The organism is Escherichia sp. MOD1-EC6819 (genome assembly GCF_002965765.1).
Classification (GTDB): domain Bacteria; phylum Pseudomonadota; class Gammaproteobacteria; order Enterobacterales; family Enterobacteriaceae; genus Escherichia; species Escherichia ruysiae.
On record NZ_PTRG01000010.1, the window covers coordinates 186,429 to 202,798 of the forward strand.

Consider the following 16,370-nt stretch of genomic DNA (forward strand, 5'->3'; position numbering starts at 1 on the left):
CCGATCGGGCTGGCATTTTGCCTGTAGGATGTACACAATGAGACAGAAGAGCTATGCGACTGCCGCTTCTACTTCGACGGGCACAATAACACTGGCATGATTGCCTTTTGGCCCCTGGTGGACATCAAACTGAACGGATTGCCCAGCTTTTAGCGTTCTGTAACCATCCATCTGGATGGTGGAATAATGAGCGAAAATATCTTCGCCGCCGCCTTCAGGGCAGATGAAACCAAACCCTTTGGCATTGTTGAACCACTTAACAGTACCCTTTTCCATGCTTCGACATCCTTCGCAAATCTTATACAAGTAAGATGGAATAAACCGGGGTCAGAGAGGGGGCAGTTCAAAACCTCGCCAACTCTAGAAATACAATTTAGAGAAATAGGGCGAGTCGTCAAGCGTTTGACAGGGGCCAGGGGGTAGGTATGCATCAAAAATTTGAAGCAGTTAACGCTATTGACAGTAATGTGACTGATGTCGCTGATGCCAACGATAGATGATACTTATCTATTATGTGGAGTAGATTGGTCAGGCAAATAAGCTCTTGTCAGCGGCAGAGCGTTCTGCCGATAACCGTAACCGAAGATGATAACTGACAATGGGTAAAACGAACGACTGGCTGGACTTTGATCAACTGGCGGAAGAAAAAGTGCGTGACGCGCTAAAACCGCCATCTATGTATAAAGTGATATTAGTCAATGATGATTACACTCCGATGGAGTTTGTTATTGACGTGTTACAAAAATTCTTTTCTTATGATGTAGAACGTGCAACGCAATTGATGCTCGCTGTTCACTACCAGGGGAAGGCCATTTGCGGAGTCTTTACCGCCGAGGTTGCAGAAACCAAAGTGGCGATGGTGAACAAGTACGCGAGGGAGAACGAGCATCCATTGCTGTGTACGCTGGAAAAAGCCTGAATGCAGGCATAAAAATTGGGGGAGGTGCCTATGCTCAATCAAGAACTGGAACTCAGTTTAAACATGGCTTTCGCCAGAGCGCGCGAGCACCGTCATGAGTTTATGACCGTCGAGCACTTGTTACTGGCATTGCTCAGTAATCCGTCTGCTCGGGAGGCGCTGGAAGCATGTTCCGTGGATCTGGTGGCGCTCCGTCAGGAACTGGAAGCCTTTATTGAACAAACCACACCCGTTCTGCCTGCCAGTGAAGAGGAGCGCGACACACAGCCGACGCTGAGTTTTCAGCGTGTACTGCAACGTGCGGTCTTCCATGTTCAGTCCTCCGGTCGCAGTGAGGTTACCGGTGCGAATGTTCTGGTTGCTATCTTTAGCGAACAGGAGTCACAGGCGGCGTATCTGTTGCGCAAACATGAAGTCAGCCGTCTCGATGTGGTGAACTTTATTTCTCATGGCACGCGTAAAGACGAGCCATCTCAGTCTTCTGAACCAGGAAACCAGCCGAGCAGTGAAGAACAAGCTGGTGGGGAGGACCGTATGGAGAATTTCACGACTAACCTGAACCAGCTTGCACGCGTGGGAGGAATCGACCCGCTGATTGGTCGTGAGAAGGAACTGGAGCGCGCCATTCAGGTTCTCTGTCGCCGCCGTAAAAACAACCCGCTGCTGGTCGGGGAGTCTGGCGTCGGTAAAACCGCCATTGCGGAAGGTCTTGCCTGGCGTATTGTTCAGGGCGATGTACCGGAAGTGATGGCTGACTGTACGATTTACTCCCTCGATATCGGTTCTCTGTTAGCGGGCACCAAATATCGCGGCGACTTTGAAAAACGTTTCAAAGCATTGCTTAAACAACTTGAGCAGGATACAAACAGCATCCTGTTTATTGATGAGATCCACACCATCATCGGCGCAGGTGCAGCCTCTGGCGGTCAGGTGGATGCAGCTAACCTGATCAAACCGTTGCTCTCCAGCGGTAAAATTCGCGTAATTGGTTCGACAACCTATCAGGAGTTCAGCAACATTTTCGAGAAAGACCGTGCTTTGGCGCGTCGCTTCCAGAAAATTGATATTACTGAACCGTCGATCGAAGAAACTGTTCAAATCATCAACGGCCTGAAACCGAAGTACGAAGCGCACCACGACGTGCGTTATACCGCGAAAGCGGTGCGTGCGGCGGTAGAGCTGGCGGTGAAATACATAAACGATCGTCATCTGCCGGATAAAGCGATTGACGTTATCGACGAAGCGGGCGCTCGCGCACGCCTGATGCCGGTAAGCAAGCGCAAGAAAACGGTCAATGTGGCGGATATTGAGTCCGTGGTAGCCCGTATTGCGCGTATTCCAGAGAAGAGCGTTTCTCAGAGTGACCGCGATACGCTGAGAAACCTCGGTGATCGCCTGAAAATGCTGGTCTTCGGTCAGGATAAAGCCATTGAGGCGCTGACTGAGGCTATCAAGATGGCGCGTGCGGGTTTAGGCCACGAACATAAACCGGTCGGTTCGTTCCTGTTTGCTGGTCCAACTGGGGTCGGGAAAACCGAGGTGACGGTACAGCTTTCCAAAGCCCTGGGCATTGAGCTTTTACGCTTTGATATGTCCGAGTATATGGAGCGTCATACCGTCAGCCGCCTGATTGGTGCACCTCCGGGATACGTTGGTTTTGATCAGGGTGGTCTGCTGACCGATGCGGTGATCAAACATCCGCACGCGGTGCTGCTGCTGGACGAAATCGAGAAAGCGCATCCGGACGTATTCAACATTCTGTTGCAGGTGATGGACAATGGCACGCTGACCGATAACAACGGACGCAAGGCAGATTTCCGTAACGTGGTGCTGGTGATGACCACCAACGCCGGGGTACGTGAAACCGAGCGCAAATCTATTGGCCTTATCCACCAGGATAACAGCACCGATGCGATGGAAGAGATCAAGAAGATCTTTACGCCAGAGTTCCGTAACCGTCTCGACAACATTATCTGGTTCGATCATCTGTCAACCGACGTAATCCATCAGGTGGTGGATAAATTCATCGTCGAGTTGCAGGTTCAGCTGGATCAAAAAGGTGTTTCTCTGGAAGTGAGTCAGGAAGCACGTAACTGGCTGGCCGAGAAAGGTTACGACCGGGCAATGGGTGCACGTCCGATGGCTCGCGTCATTCAGGACAACCTGAAAAAACCGCTCGCTAACGAACTGCTGTTTGGCTCGCTGGTGGACGGCGGCCAGGTCACCGTTGCACTGGATAAAGAGAAAAATGAGCTGACCTACGGGTTCCAGAGTGCGCAAAAGCACAAGGCGGAAGCAGCGCATTAATCTGATGGTGTAAAGCCTTTTAAGTAGGTTGATAAAGTCCGTAATCCTGTATGGGGTTACGGACTTTTTTGTTTGTGAGGTGAGGGCGGTTGTAACCCTAATTTTTATGGTTTCTGTAACTTATTGATAATTAACGCTGCTGGAAGGCAAGGATAAAAAAGGGTGGCAGCAGGGAAATTGGATAGTTTTACTTTATTAACAACGGGCTAAACGTGTAGTATTTGAGTTCACTGCCGTACAGGCAGCTTAGAAAATTTGTCTGCGCGGGTCATGCGGGGTTTACCCGTTCACTGCCGTACAGGCAGCTTAGAAAGCAAATCTGGCAATCGAGGCCGCGTTTATTCGGTTCACTGCCGTACAGGCAGCTTAGAAATTCAGTAACAGTAATATGCGATTCTTTATGCGGTTCACTGCCGTACAGGCAGCTTAGAAATCGAGGCGACAGAAACATTCTACACGTTAGAAGTTCACTGCCGTACAGGCAGCTTAGAAAGATTGCATCGCGGCGTATACGGCTTTCTCAATGTTCACTGCCGTACAGGCAGCTTAGAAAGCTTTGTCAGAAGCGGGTGTGTTATTTCCAAAGGTTCACTGCCGTACAGGCAGCTTAGAAAATTGAGCGTGCAACCGAGCGCCAGATTAACGTGTTCACTGCCGTACAGGCAGCTTAGAAAAGAACGGGAAGGCGTGCAACTTAGGAGAGTTCGTTCACTGCCGTACAGGCAGCTTAGAAATTGTCTGACGGTCACTGATCGGCACGGTGTTGGTTCACTGCCGTACAGGCAGCTTAGAAAGTAACAATCAACGTGGAGTATAAATAATGTTAGTTCACTGCCGTACAGGCAGCTTAGAAATTGAGGCTACAGAAACGTTCTACACGTTAGAAGTTCACTGCCGTACAGGCAGCTTTGAAAGCAACGTGGACAAATACGGCAATCCTCATATAGTTCACTGCCGTACAGGCAGCTTAGAAAACGCCGAAGTGTTGGGCATCAAGGATTCTCCAGTTCACTGCCGTACAGGCAGCTTAGAAAAGCGGCATCGACTGCGCAACGGGGTTCCTGTCCGTTCACTGCCGTACAGGCAGCTTAGAAAGCTAAGGTAGAAGAGAAAGAACCTGAAGTTGAGTTCACTGCCGTACAGGCAGCTTAGAAAGTTTTGATGTATCGAAACTTACCGCTTCTACTGTTCACTGCCGTACAGGCAGCTTAGAAACAACATCAGCTCCCCGGCGTCGAGCATCTTTTGTTCACTGCCGTACAGGCAGCTTAGAAAGCTGAGCAAAACGCATTAACACAAGACTGGTCGTTCACTGCCGTACAGGCAGCTTAGAAAAAATCTGATGGGCGGCAGAAGTAGTTTTACCTGTTCACTGCCGTACAGGCAGCTTAGAAAGTACAGCCGGTCGCAGTATCACGACGGGCAGGGTTCACTGCCGTACAGGCAGCTTAGAAATCCCAGTTCTGCAGATATGCATCCGATACCGCGTTCACTGCCGTACAGGCAGCTTAGAAAGGAGAACGGCGGGAACGCGGTAGCACCAATGATGTTCACTGCCGTACAGGCAGCTTAGAAACAGCACGGTGCGTCCATCAAATTGACCGGTGGGTTCACTGCCGTACAGGCAGCTTAGAAATCTTATTGCCTCTTATCGCCTGGACTGGTTCCGTTCACTGCCGTACAGGCAGCTTAGAAATGGAAAGGGGCGAGCTTACTGTCAACGACGATGTTCACTGCCGTACAGGCAGCTTAGAAATGCGCACGTTCATCACATGCGGTGCAAATAATGTTCACTGCCGTACAGGCAGCTTAGAAAAGACACTCTCTGGTGGTGAGAAGCGGAAGGTTGTTCACTGCCGTACAGGCAGCTTAGAAAAGACACTCTCTGGTGGTGAGAAGCGGAAGGTTGTTCACTGCCGTACAGGCAGCTTAGAAAAGACACTCTCTGGTGGAGAGAAGCGGAAGATTGTTCACTGCCGTACAGGCAGTTTCACAATACGTAATGGTAGACGTTTGGTCATATCATGATGCTCTCAACGTCAAAACATTAGCCTTAGCACACAATAACAAATGTAATAATTGCGACAGAAATCAATTTCCTGCACAGAAATCAATGTTGTACTAATCCTAACGCCTTAAAACAAAAATAATCACAGGATGTGTTTATGTCTTCAAATTACCTTACTCCTTCTGACCTCAAAACTATTCTCCACTCCAAACGCGCCAATATTTATTATCTGGAAAAATGCCGGGTGCAGGTGAATGGTGGGCGGGTGGAGTATGTTACCAGTGAAGGCAAGGAGTCGTATTACTGGAATATCCCCATTGCGAATACCACGGCGTTGATGTTGGGGATGGGAACTTCCGTTACCCAGGCGGCGATGCGTGAATTTGCCCATGCGGGGGTGATGGTAGGATTTTGTGGTACGGATGGCACACCGCTTTACTCCGCCAATGAAGTAGATGTTGATGTCTCCTGGCTCAGCCCACAAAGCGAATATCGTCCTACCGAGTACCTTCAGCAATGGGTTTCTTTCTGGTTTATTGAAGACAAACGACTTGCCGCCGCGAAACGTTTTCAGTTAATCCGCCTGACACATATTGATAAGCACTGGACCAGCGCGAAAATGCAGCGTGAACACGCATTTCAACCTGATACCAGCGCGCTCCAGACCTTGATAAATCGTACTCGCGAAGAAATAGACGCGGCAGAAAACCATACGCAGCTTATGCTCGTAGAAGCCAAAATGACCAGGGCGTTATACAAAATGGTCAGTCAAACAGTGGGCTATGGCGATTTCACCCGCGCAAAACGGGGCGGTGGGATTGATATGGCCAACCGTTTCCTCGATCAAGGGAATTATCTGGCCTATGGCCTGGCGGCAGTGGCGGCGTGGGTAACAGGTATTCCCCACGGTTTAGCGGTAATGCACGGTAAAACACGTCGCGGTGGGCTTGTTTTTGACCTTGCCGATCTGATTAAAGATGCCCTTGTTATGCCACAAGCATTTATCGCCGCAATGGCGGGAGAGAATGCTCAGGAGTTTCGTCAACGCTGCATCAATATCTTTCAACAAGCGGATGCGCTGGATGTCATGATCACCTCTCTGCAGGAAACGGCTCAGGCACTGGCTAAGGGTGACCAATGAACGTCCTGATTATTTCGCGATGCACAAAAAATGCTCGTGTTGATAGTTGCCGTATTATTGATCAGTTTGCCGAACGCACAGGTGATGCCGCATGGCAAACGGTGATTACTCAGGAAGGTGTTAACACTTTACGCCGTTTACTGCGCAAAACGGCAAGACGAAACACAGCGGTTGCTTGTCACTGGCTGAAGAAGAATGGGCAAACGGAGCTGATGTGGATTGTCGGCAATATTCGTCGCTTTAATGCTCAAGGCCGCGTTCCCACAAATCGAACAACGCAAACCAGCCTGGTGAACAAAGAAGAACATCGCTGGCAGTGCGCGGAAAGCATTGCGCTGCTGGCGGCTATTGCTGGGTTATTTCATGATTTTGGTAAAGCAGGACGCAGCTTTCAGCAAAGCCTGACCAAAAAGAGTGCACGAAGTTATCAACCTTACCGGCATGAGTGGATTTCGCTGCGGCTTTTTCAGGCTTTTGTCGGTAAGCAGTCAGATGATGTGTGGCTGGAAAAACTTGGGGAATTAACGGCAGATGATGAAACCGCCATTCTTGAGCGCCTGCAAAAGGACACGCCTCATTTTTCCAATAGTCCATTCAGTTCGCTGCAACCACTCGCCAAAACGGTAGGCTGGTTGATCCTTTCCCATCATCGAATGCCGGAGAATCTTTCGCCACAACCGGAACAATCATGCAAAGGCTGTGAAAGTTGGCTGGAGAAGCAACTCAATGCTGACTGGAATGCCGTTAACCACCGTAAGAATGACTGGTCACCTCAGGATTTCGAGCAAGTCTGGCAGTTTCCGGCAGGCACTCCGCTTCAAAGCGCGAGCTGGCGAGAAAAAGCGCGTCAGATTGCCCGTCGGGCGCGTAACGCAGTCGCTTTAAAGGAATGGGGGCTGATGGAGCAACTGTTTCCATTACATATGGCGCGTTTTTGCCTGATGCTTGCCGATCACTACTATTCATCTAACGACGCGCAGCAAAAATGGCAAGATCCGAATTATATCGTCTGGGCAAATAGCGATCGGCAGAGCGGCACGCTCAAACAACGGGTAGATGAGCATCTTGTGGGCGTCGCGCATCATGCGTATTTGCTTGGGCGGCAACTGATGCACACACGGGCATCGCTTCCGGCAATTGCCCGACATAAAGGTTTTAACCAGCGAGCTACAGATGCGAAATATCGCTGGCAGGACAAAGCCTGGGATGTGGCGCGTGCGTTACGTGAACGCAGTCGGGAAGATGGTTTTTTCGGTGTCAATATGGCCTCGACGGGGTGCGGTAAAACCTTTGCTAACGCCCGCATTATGTATGCGCTTGCTGATGAGCGTGAAGGGTGTCGTTTTACCATCGCATTGGGATTACGTACGCTGACTTTACAAACGGGTGATGCTCTGCGCAGCCGGCTTGGACTCGGTGAGGATGAGCTGGCTGTACTGATTGGTTCGGCGGCAGTCAAACAACTCTGGCAGCAGGAAAAAACAGACAATGATTGTGGAAGTGCTTCGCAAGAGTCGCTGGCAGAGGAGCAACAGTTTGTTAAATACGAAGGCAGTCTTCATACCGGGGCGCTGGAAAAATGGTTGAAGGATGACAGCAAACTTAAGGAGTTAGTAAGCGCACCGATTCTGGTAGCAACGATTGATCATCTTATTTCCGCGACCGAAGGTGTGCGTGGCGGGAAACAGCTTCCGGCGATGTTGCGTCTGTTAACCAGTGATTTAGTGCTCGACGAACCTGACGATTTTGATATTGCCGATCTCTATGCAGTATGTCGTCTGATGAACTGGGCCGGAATGTTGGGAACGCGGGTATTACTTTCTTCCGCGACGTTGCCGCCAGATTTGATTCAGGCTCTGTTCGCGGCTTATCTTGCCGGGCGCAAAATGTGGCAGGCGTCATGCGGTACGAACGGCAGACCCGTCAATATCTGCTGTGCCTGGTTTGATGAAAAAGATGCCGATGCCACACAAATTGGTGATGGCGCTACTTTTCGTGAGACGCACAAAAAGTTTGTTGCGCGACGAGCGTTAATGTTGGCTGAAAAAGAACGACTGCATTTCGGGCGTATAGCTTCGATTTCATCCCCATCAAGCGCGATTCAGGATGTTATCGAAAGCGTGGCTCAGACGGTACATGAGCAAATGCTGAAGTTGCATCAGGCGCATCGCCAGCAACACGAAAGCGGCAAAACTGTTTCGCTGGGTCTGGTGCGCTTCGCCAATATTAATTCTCTGGTCGCGGTGGCCAAAGCTCTGATTACCATTCCTTCACCAGAAGATGTCTGCATTCATTATTGCGTTTACCACTCCCGACATCCGCTGGCGGTACGTTCAAATATTGAGAAGCGGCTGGATCGCGCTTTTACTCGTCATAGAGAAGATGATTTCTGGAAAAACGAGGATATCGCTGAAGCCTTACATAAAAGTCCGGAATCGCACCATATTTTTGTAGTGTTGGGCACATCGGTTATAGAAGTGGGGCGTGACTGGGATGCGGACTGGGGAATTATTGAACCGAGTTCTATGCGTTCGATTATTCAATTTGCCGGACGTATTCAACGCCACCGCAGAAATGTGCCAACCAGTGAGAATCTGGTTATTTTGCGGAGCAATATCAAAGCATTGCAGAAAAAATGCCCCGCATTTTGTAAACCGGGTTTCGAAACAAAAGATCGCGTGCTGAATAGCCATGATATTTGCGAGCTGATACCACTCACGGACTACCGGACGATTAATGCCTTACCACGGATCTTACCTGCCAATAATGAAAATAAACTGGCGGAACTTGAGCATAGTCGTTTATTCACCGAGTTGATGAGTAGTAAAAGCAAACATGTGGTAGCTGCGCAATGGTGGCGCGCACCGCTAAGCTGGAACGGCTGGATGCAGCGCCAGACGCCTTTTCGTTATTCGTCGTTACCGGAAGCGGTGTTTTTTCTGCATATGGATGACGAAGAAAGTAAAGCGAGTTTCTATTCCCGCATGGGCGACAACGAGCGTAAAGAGCAGGGGAATTTCAAACGAGAAGACGTGATATGCGCCAGCGGCGTTGCTTGCTGGGGCATGATGGATTACCAACAAGTTTTGTTGGATCTGGCTGTTGAGCACAGTTGTGAGATTAATCGTGTCGGAGAAAGGTTTGCTGAAGTGAGAGTACCCGTCTGTGACGAAGATGCGCTCAACGGCTGGCATTATCACCCATGGTTAGGGGTGTTTCGCGCCCCGTGAAGGGGCAAGGAGGGAATCGTTTGAACAACAATTTAGTAGATTTTATAACTGACTACATCGCTTCGCGAAGGCAACCCAAAATCGATGCCTTTGAAAAAGAAGCAGCAAAGAGGCTAGAGCAGGGCGATGATGCCAGCGCCATCGCTCAGGAACGGCAGGAACTTGAAGCACGCTACCTGCCACGTAACTGGTTAACGGATGCGGCGAAGCGTGCCGGGCAAATTAAGTTAGTCACTCATGGTGCTAAATTTAGTCATGGTGATTCTAAAGCCAGCAGCTTTTATCTGGACACCTCCGCTAACGAAAGCTATTTAAACACAGCATCGTTGGCGAAAGTCGCCACTGACGCCATTGGTAACGCCGCCGCACTGGACGTTGCAAAACTGCTACAAACCGATGTCAATGGAGATTCATTGCTTGCCAGTCTTAAGCGTGGCGATTATCAGGCATTAAGCACGTTTGCAGAGGATGAAGCTCAACTGGCGCAGTGGATTGCAGGGTTTCGTCAGGCATGGACACTTGCTCAGCCTGTCAGCCATAAACTGGCAAAACAAATCTATTTCCCTGTCGATGATGGCTATCACCTTTTATGCCCTCTGTTTTCCAGTTCACTGGCGCAGGCGATGCATGAAAAACTAATTGCCGTGCGTTTTAGCGAGGAATCGAAAGCCATTCGCGATGCCCGCAAGGCGGGTAAATGGCACTCACAGCCAGATATTCGTTTCCCTAATCTTGCCGAAATGCATTTTGGCGGCACAAAACCGCAGAATATTTCTCTGCTCAACAGTGTTCGTGGTGGTCGTATCTGGTTGTTGCCATCAATGCCCCCCACCTGGACGACGCAGGAGCGCGCACCACAAAACATGCGCAGTATTTTTGCCTTACGCGGTGATTTCAATCGCTCAGCTTCGGGCACTATCGCCCGGATGACCTACTTACTGAAAGTTGACATAAACAATGTTCATATTCGTACTGCGCGCGCGAAATATATTGATGAGTTGATAGATTTGCTTTTCATGCAGGCATCCTCTTTTCAGCAAGAAAAATGGCAGGGGTGGTCAGCACAATCACCAGAATTACCTCGTCACCAGCAGCTTTGGCTGGACCCGTGGCGAAGCTTGTCAGATGAGGCTTTCAAACTGGAGCGTGAGAAAAACGACTGGCAGAGGATAGTCGCTGATGACTTCGCGCGCTGGCTGAACTATCGCCTGAAAAAAGCAAGTTTCGATGTGGGGGCTGTCGAGCAAAGAGAGTGGCGTAGTCAGTCCCTGTTCACTCAACGGATGCGTGAAATGGAAACTGTTTTGCAGGAGGCACTGAAATGAGTTATCTGCTCTTGTTACCCCATATACGCATAGAAAACGCTAACGCCGTCTCCGGGTTGACCTGGGGATTCCCGGCGATGACCCATTTTCTCGGCTATGTTCATGCGCTTTCTCGCAAAGTCGTGGATGAATTTGGCGTAAGTTTTGCCGGTTGCGGGGTAGTAAGCCATGAACAGCATATTCAGGCGTACAGTTCCGGGCGCGATTTTCAGTTCGCTCTCACCCGTAACCCATTAACCAAAGAAGGTAAAACTGCCTCGTTCAATGAAGAGGGGCGTATGCACCTGACGGTTTCTCTACTTGTTGAATGTAATGGCGAAATTACTAATGGTGAATACGGTAGAAAAGCCCTGTGTGACCATCTGAAAATGCTTTGCCAGAGCCATAAACTGGCGGGTGGCAGCATTGTCAGTATGCGCGATCCGCAGCTTTTTCATGCACCAGAAGATGAAAAGCAACTGCGTAAAATCATCTGGCGTTTAATGCCGGGTTACGCGCTTTACGATCGCAGCGAATGGCTGGCTGAACATCACCAACAACATCCTGACATATCGTTGCTTGATGCCTGGCTCGATTTCGCCGCCATTAAATATCAGGCCGAATCCCCGGCTGAAGACAATACCGCACAATGGACATACCAGCCGAAGCCAATGCCCGGTTTCCTCGTGCCATTAATGTGTGGTTACCAACGTATTTCTCCTGTGTACGCCTCTGGTGAAGTTGAAAATGCGCGCGACACCGTGACGCCATTTGCTTTTGCCGAAGCCGTTTATGGGATTGGTGAATGGCGCGGATTACATCGCATTACTGACCTGCAACCGCTGATGTGGCGCTACCGTACAACGGACACTGGATACTATTGCTCGGCAATACCACTCGTTGACGACCCTATAACTCATGAAGATGACGATTCAGAATAAGGACATAATTATGGCAAAGGCTCCTGTAGCAATAAAAACAGCATCGGTACTGGCATTTGAACGCAAACTGGCAACCTCTGATGCGGTGATGTATGCCGGTAACTGGCAAGGAAATGAATGGCAACCTATTGAGATTCAGGAGAAAGCCGTTCGCGGAACCATCTCTAATCGCCTGAAAAATACGATTGCCAGCGACCCCACCAAACTGGATGCTGAAATCCAAAAAGCCAACCTACAACGGGTGGATGTGGCTTCGCTTCCGGTAGATGCAGATACGCTAAAAGTGGTGTTTACGCTGCGAGTGCTGGGTAATTTATCTTCACCTTCAGTATGTAATGATATGGCCTATCAGGAGGCGCTTTCTGAGGTCATTGAAGGTTACATCAGCGAGCATGGCTTTAAAGAGCTGGCGTTACGCTATGCGCTGAATCTGGCAAATGGTCGTTTTTTGTGGCGCAACCGCATTGGTGCTGAGCAGATCCTGGTGAAAGTTACTGCGAATGATACTTCATGGACTTTTAACAGCCATGACTTCTCTTTACGTCAATTTGGTCAAGGCCAGAGTAGCGTCACAGAACTGGCGGCAACGATTGAACAAGGGTTAAGCGGAAAAGAGTGGGTCATGCTTACGGTTGAGACACAGGTTCGCCTCGGTGCCGGGCAAGAAGTCTTCCCATCACAGGAACTGGTGCTCGACAGTAACAGTAGCAAAAGTCGTGTGTTGTACCAGGTTGCAGGCATTGCCGGTATTCACTCCCAAAAAATTGGCAACGCTTTACGTACCATTGATACCTGGCATCCGAAGGTTGATGAGTTGGGAGCTATCGCTGTGGAACCTTATGGTTCTGTAACCAGTCGCGGTGTCGCTTGTCGTCAGCCAAAAGAAAAACTCGATTTTTATACCTTACTGGATAATTGGGTGACTAAAGGCGTCAAACCGGAAGTTGATCAGCAGCACTACGTGATGGCTGTCTTGATTCGTGGTGGTGTTTTTGGTGAGAAAGCGGAATAAGGAGCTGTCAATGGATCACTATCTTGAGATCCGTGTTCTGCCCGATCCTGAATTTTCGAGTGAAATGTTGATGGCGGCGTTATTTGCCAAATTGCACCGGACATTGGGTGCAAGAGGGCAAGGTGATATCGGCGTGAGTTTCCCGGACATAAACGTTACGCCAGGAGCGCGCTTACGCTTACATGGTAGCGCCCCGGCATTGCAGGAGCTTGAAGACTCAACGTGGCGTAAAGGGCTTACGGATTATTGCCAATGTTCGCCTGTCACTCCCATTCCAGAAATAAAGGGCTGGCGAGTGGTAAGTCGTGTGCAGGTTAAAAGTAACCCACAGCGTCTGTTAAGGCGTTCAGTGAAAAAAGGCTGGCTTACTGAAGAACAGGCGATTGAGCGACTGGCGACGCAAGCTGAACAGCGGACCGATTTACCTTTTCTTAATATGAAGAGTTTGTCGAGTCAGCAACAGTTCAAGTTGTTTATCCAGCACGGTGATTTGCGCGCAGAACCGGTTAAAGGGGAATTCAGTAGTTATGGATTAAGCGCAACAGCAACCATACCCTGGTTTTGATGTTTTGCAATTATTAAGATGCCTGGCCGTGCGGCTGGGCTTTTTTTTAGTGTGGCCTGGCCGTTGAGAAGATGTGTTGGATATTAATTGTTCATATCCGGGATGTTGTTTTCTTTGCTAAAAAAGTTTTATTGCTAAACCATTTCCTGGAGAGAGAGTTATTGAGCTGGGAGGTATACGAAGCCATCTATATGCGAAAAAAAAGCCCGTACTTTCGTACGAGCTCTTCTTAAAATATGGCGGTGAGGCGGGGATTCGAACCCCGGATACGTTGCCGTATACACACTTTCCAGGCGTGCTCCTTCAGCCACTCGGACACCTCACCAAATTTTTGTTGCCTGACCTCATGGGGGCAACGGGGCGCTACTATAGGGAGTTGGAGTAAAACGGTCAAGAAGAATTTATTTAGATTGGTTTGTTTGGTTATGCATTGTTCATGCGGTTCATCCGTCCAGGATTGTGAATGTATATGCTCTGGGCAATTATTTATCAAAAGCTACGCTGGAAATATGAGATTGAAGACATTCTAATCGACCCTTTTTTCAGGGTGAGATGTAACGCATTGATTTTATTTATTACTATTTTGATGCCTCGAAAAAGGGTATGAATTGGAGATTTTGTAAGTTTTAACAGTAAATCAATCGGATAGTTTGTTATTATTCCAGTTCACTGCCGTACAGGCAGCTTAGAAAGGACTTCATCGCAAAACACGCGGTAACGCAGCGTTCACTGCCGTACAGGCAGCTTAGAAACGTCTTTATCACCCGATCTCCGGTATCGAAATGTTCACTGCCGTACAGGCAGCTTAGAAAAGGAGGAGGAGCGTAATCGCCTGACGCTGGAAGTTCACTGCCGTACAGGCAGCTTAGAAAGCGCCTCCGCGACGCAATTAACATGGCAAAATGTTCACTGCCGTACAGGCAGCTTAGAAAGCTCACAATCCCGCGCTCATACCCCCACTTGTGTTCACTGCCGTACAGGCAGCTTAGAAAGGCATGTAAACATCAGAGAGTTGTCTTAATTTGTTCACTGCCGTACAGGCAGCTTAGAAAGTTCGGAGTCGGCCTGTTCTGGCTTAAACTGTGTTCACTGCCGTACAGGCAGCTTAGAAACACACCAAAACTGCTAACCATAGCAGCCCATTGTTCACTGCCGTACAGGCAGCTTAGAAAGGTACAGCTCCAGCATTAATCCCCACCAGCTCGTTCACTGCCGTACAGGCAGCTTAGAAAAGTTTGCTCTGAGCATATTCAAAGCGGTAATTGTTCACTGCCGTACAGGCAGCTTAGAAATGAGCATCGGAGCAAAAGGACGAGTTATGGATGTTCACTGCCGTACAGGCAGCTTAGAAAAAAGTGTCCCTTTATAGCCTTTAGCCCGTGCCGTTCACTGCCGTACAGGCAGCTTAGAAAATCCACCGGGCCTGATGACACGCTTTGCACGCGTTCACTGCCGTACAGGCAGCTTAGAAACGTGCATCATGAATCATGCTGTTCAGCACGCGGTTCACTGCCGTACAGGCAGCTTAGAAAGCCGAAGCCCGGCGTAGCCGGTACGGATCATCGTTCACTACCGCACAGGCAGTTATAAAATCCATAACCCAATATTTATTTTCTTCCTTAACTCCAGACGCAAAAAAGGCCGGTTAAACCGACCTTTTACTCGTTCTTTCTCTTCGCCCATCAGGCGGCAAAACAATCAGCGACTACGGAAGACAATGCGGCCTTTGCTCAGGTCGTACGGGGTCAGTTCAACAGTCACTTTGTCGCCCGTCAGGATGCGGATGTAGTTTTTGCGCATTTTACCGGAGATGTGTGCAGTAACCACGTGACCGTTTTCTAACTCTACGCGGAACATGGTGTTAGGCAACGTTTCAAGAACGGTGCCTTGCATTTCAATATTGTCTTCTTTGGCCATCTAATCCTCTGGGGTATCACTACCGTAATTTGAACCGGCAAGATAATGCCGAAGTTCTGTAAATAAGTAAAGATTTGCGCGCTAAATCGCAACAAACAGGTTTGGCACATAACTCCGAAAACACACGGCTAAGCCGCACCAAAAGCGCAACGTATAAGGGAGCGGTGAGATAAACGATGGGCGTTACCTGACGCGAAAAATTCCTTATCGGCAGCGGAGTAATGAGCGTAACCAACTCTGCGACCGCAATTATAACACTCTGGAGAGAAATGTGCCGAAAACATTCATTTCTGAGGCGAAAACAATTGCCGTGGCACCCAGAAGTTATTCGGCAATCGTTCCGGGCGCATTTGATTAAGATAATTGAGGTAATCCCTGCGGGGAATTTCGCAGGCGCCAAGCGAAGCTGTGTGATCATTAAGCACCTGACAGTCGATTAATTTGCCACCGTGATGGATAAATTCTTCGCAGAATACCAGGAGCGCCGTTTTGGACGCATTTTCCATGCGGCTGAACATCGACTCACCACAAAATAACGTTCCCTGCGCCACGCCATATATGCCGCCGACAAGCTCGTCTTCACGCCAGACTTCAATCGAGTGGGCATGACCCAACTCGTGCAGGCGGTAGTAGGCTTCAACCACGTCGCGCGTGATCCAGGTTCCTTCTTCGCGATCGCTGGCACAACCTTCAATAACCTGACCAAAGGCGTAATTCATTGTGACACGATAGGGCGAGCGTTTATGAAAGCGTTTCATACTGCGACTAATATGCAGTGATTCTGGCCATAATACCGCGCGAGGGTCGGGCGACCACCACAGAATAGGGTCGCCAGGAGAAAACCACGGAAAAATACCGCGTTGATAAGCCATTAACAGACGCGCAGGGCTTAGATCGCCCCCCAGCGCCAGCAAGCCGTTAGGCTCACGTAATGCGCCTTCCGGGGAAGGGAAGGCTATTGAATGGCGAGAAAGCTGAACCAGGCGCATGACCGCAAAACTCCACTACGCAAGTCGGATCGTTCAA

At 49.4% G+C, this 16,370-nt stretch carries 12 protein-coding genes, 1 tRNA gene and 2 CRISPR repeat arrays; of the genes, 9 read left to right on the top strand and 4 right to left on the bottom strand.

Annotation, left to right across the window (positions count from 1 at the left end; all coding sequences use genetic code 11):
• Nucleotides 1–51 precede the first annotated feature (51 nt).
• Entirely contained in the window at nucleotides 52–276 is a 225-nt protein-coding gene (gene cspD / locus A7Z06_RS16120; RefSeq protein ID WP_000410785.1) for a cold shock-like protein CspD, read from the bottom strand.
• Nucleotides 277–425: 149 nt separating this feature from the next.
• On the opposite strand from cspD, the gene A7Z06_RS22080 reads away from it, so the two are divergent.
• From A7Z06_RS22080 to cas6f, 9 genes are all read left to right on the top strand, one after another.
• Nucleotides 426–500: a hypothetical protein gene (locus A7Z06_RS22080; RefSeq protein ID WP_212741843.1), complete on the top strand. Its 75-nt coding sequence runs from the start codon at nucleotides 426–428 to the stop codon at nucleotides 498–500.
• Between the two features lie 98 nt (nucleotides 501–598).
• Nucleotides 599–919, top strand: a complete 321-nt coding sequence (clpS, locus tag A7Z06_RS16125; RefSeq protein WP_000520781.1) for an ATP-dependent Clp protease adapter ClpS — start codon at nucleotides 599–601, stop codon at nucleotides 917–919.
• Nucleotides 920–949: 30 nt separating this feature from the next.
• Nucleotides 950–3,226, top strand: a complete 2,277-nt coding sequence (clpA, locus tag A7Z06_RS16130; RefSeq protein ID WP_000934072.1) for an ATP-dependent Clp protease ATP-binding subunit ClpA — start codon at nucleotides 950–952, stop codon at nucleotides 3,224–3,226.
• A gap of 225 nt (nucleotides 3,227–3,451) precedes the next feature.
• A CRISPR array of direct repeats spans nucleotides 3,452–5,222; the repeat unit is 28 nt; unit sequence GTTCACTGCCGTACAGGCAGCTTAGAAA.
• A 169-nt stretch (nucleotides 5,223–5,391) separates the two neighbouring features.
• Nucleotides 5,392–6,375, top strand: a complete 984-nt coding sequence (gene cas1f / locus A7Z06_RS16135) for a type I-F CRISPR-associated endonuclease Cas1f (RefSeq protein ID WP_000097882.1) — start codon at nucleotides 5,392–5,394, stop codon at nucleotides 6,373–6,375.
• Nucleotides 6,372–9,605 carry a type I-F CRISPR-associated helicase Cas3f gene (gene cas3f / locus A7Z06_RS16140; RefSeq protein WP_001101557.1) on the top strand — a complete coding sequence of 1,078 codons (3,234 nt, stop codon included), beginning with the start codon at nucleotides 6,372–6,374 and terminating at the stop codon, nucleotides 9,603–9,605. The genes cas1f and cas3f overlap by 4 nt, the downstream gene beginning before the upstream one ends.
• Nucleotides 9,578–10,930 (top strand): type I-F CRISPR-associated protein Csy1, encoded by a 1,353-nt coding sequence (csy1, locus tag A7Z06_RS16145; protein WP_094184957.1) that lies wholly within the window; start codon nucleotides 9,578–9,580, stop codon nucleotides 10,928–10,930. Before cas3f ends, csy1 begins: the two co-directional genes overlap by 28 nt.
• A complete protein-coding gene (csy2, locus tag A7Z06_RS16150; protein WP_000120897.1) occupies nucleotides 10,927–11,850 on the top strand; it encodes a type I-F CRISPR-associated protein Csy2 in 924 nt (307 codons plus the stop codon). The genes csy1 and csy2 overlap by 4 nt, the downstream gene beginning before the upstream one ends.
• Before the next feature lie 10 nt (nucleotides 11,851–11,860).
• Nucleotides 11,861–12,862: a type I-F CRISPR-associated protein Csy3 gene (gene csy3 / locus A7Z06_RS16155; RefSeq protein WP_001029751.1), complete on the top strand. Its 1,002-nt coding sequence runs from the start codon at nucleotides 11,861–11,863 to the stop codon at nucleotides 12,860–12,862.
• Nucleotides 12,863–12,872: 10 nt separating this feature from the next.
• Nucleotides 12,873–13,427, top strand: coding sequence for a type I-F CRISPR-associated endoribonuclease Cas6/Csy4 (gene cas6f, locus A7Z06_RS16160; protein WP_000350180.1), 555 nt, complete (start codon nucleotides 12,873–12,875; stop codon nucleotides 13,425–13,427).
• 237 nt (nucleotides 13,428–13,664) lie between these two features.
• Here the strand turns inward: cas6f and A7Z06_RS16165 are convergent.
• From A7Z06_RS16165 to aat, 3 genes are all read right to left on the bottom strand, one after another.
• Nucleotides 13,665–13,752 (bottom strand) — tRNA-Ser (locus tag A7Z06_RS16165).
• 339 nt (nucleotides 13,753–14,091) lie between these two features.
• Nucleotides 14,092–14,959: a CRISPR direct-repeat array (repeat unit 28 nt; unit sequence GTTCACTGCCGTACAGGCAGCTTAGAAA).
• Between the two features lie 166 nt (nucleotides 14,960–15,125).
• Nucleotides 15,126–15,344, bottom strand: coding sequence for a translation initiation factor IF-1 (gene infA / locus A7Z06_RS16170; protein ID WP_001040187.1), 219 nt, complete (start codon nucleotides 15,342–15,344; stop codon nucleotides 15,126–15,128).
• Between the two features lie 284 nt (nucleotides 15,345–15,628).
• Nucleotides 15,629–16,333 (bottom strand): leucyl/phenylalanyl-tRNA--protein transferase, encoded by a 705-nt coding sequence (gene aat, locus A7Z06_RS16175; RefSeq protein ID WP_001241665.1) that lies wholly within the window; start codon nucleotides 16,331–16,333, stop codon nucleotides 15,629–15,631.
• Between the last annotated feature and the right edge of the window lie 37 nt (nucleotides 16,334–16,370).

What these genes read in the sequence shown, in the direction of transcription:
- cas1f (WP_000097882.1), top strand. Translation starts at nt 5,392, where the DNA reads ATGTCTTCAAATTACCTTACTCCTTCTGACCTCAAAACTATTCTCCAC.
- infA (WP_001040187.1), bottom strand. Translation starts at nt 15,344, where the DNA reads ATGGCCAAAGAAGACAATATTGAAATGCAAGGCACCGTTCTTGAAACG.
- clpS (WP_000520781.1), top strand. Translation starts at nt 599, where the DNA reads ATGGGTAAAACGAACGACTGGCTGGACTTTGATCAACTGGCGGAAGAA.
- csy1 (WP_094184957.1), top strand. Translation starts at nt 9,578, where the DNA reads ATGGTTAGGGGTGTTTCGCGCCCCGTGAAGGGGCAAGGAGGGAATCGT.
- cas3f (WP_001101557.1), top strand. Translation starts at nt 6,372, where the DNA reads ATGAACGTCCTGATTATTTCGCGATGCACAAAAAATGCTCGTGTTGAT.
- csy3 (WP_001029751.1), top strand. Translation starts at nt 11,861, where the DNA reads ATGGCAAAGGCTCCTGTAGCAATAAAAACAGCATCGGTACTGGCATTT.
- aat (WP_001241665.1), bottom strand. Translation starts at nt 16,333, where the DNA reads ATGCGCCTGGTTCAGCTTTCTCGCCATTCAATAGCCTTCCCTTCCCCG.
- cas6f (WP_000350180.1), top strand. Translation starts at nt 12,873, where the DNA reads ATGGATCACTATCTTGAGATCCGTGTTCTGCCCGATCCTGAATTTTCG.
- clpA (WP_000934072.1), top strand. Translation starts at nt 950, where the DNA reads ATGCTCAATCAAGAACTGGAACTCAGTTTAAACATGGCTTTCGCCAGA.
- csy2 (WP_000120897.1), top strand. Translation starts at nt 10,927, where the DNA reads ATGAGTTATCTGCTCTTGTTACCCCATATACGCATAGAAAACGCTAAC.
- cspD (WP_000410785.1), bottom strand. Translation starts at nt 276, where the DNA reads ATGGAAAAGGGTACTGTTAAGTGGTTCAACAATGCCAAAGGGTTTGGT.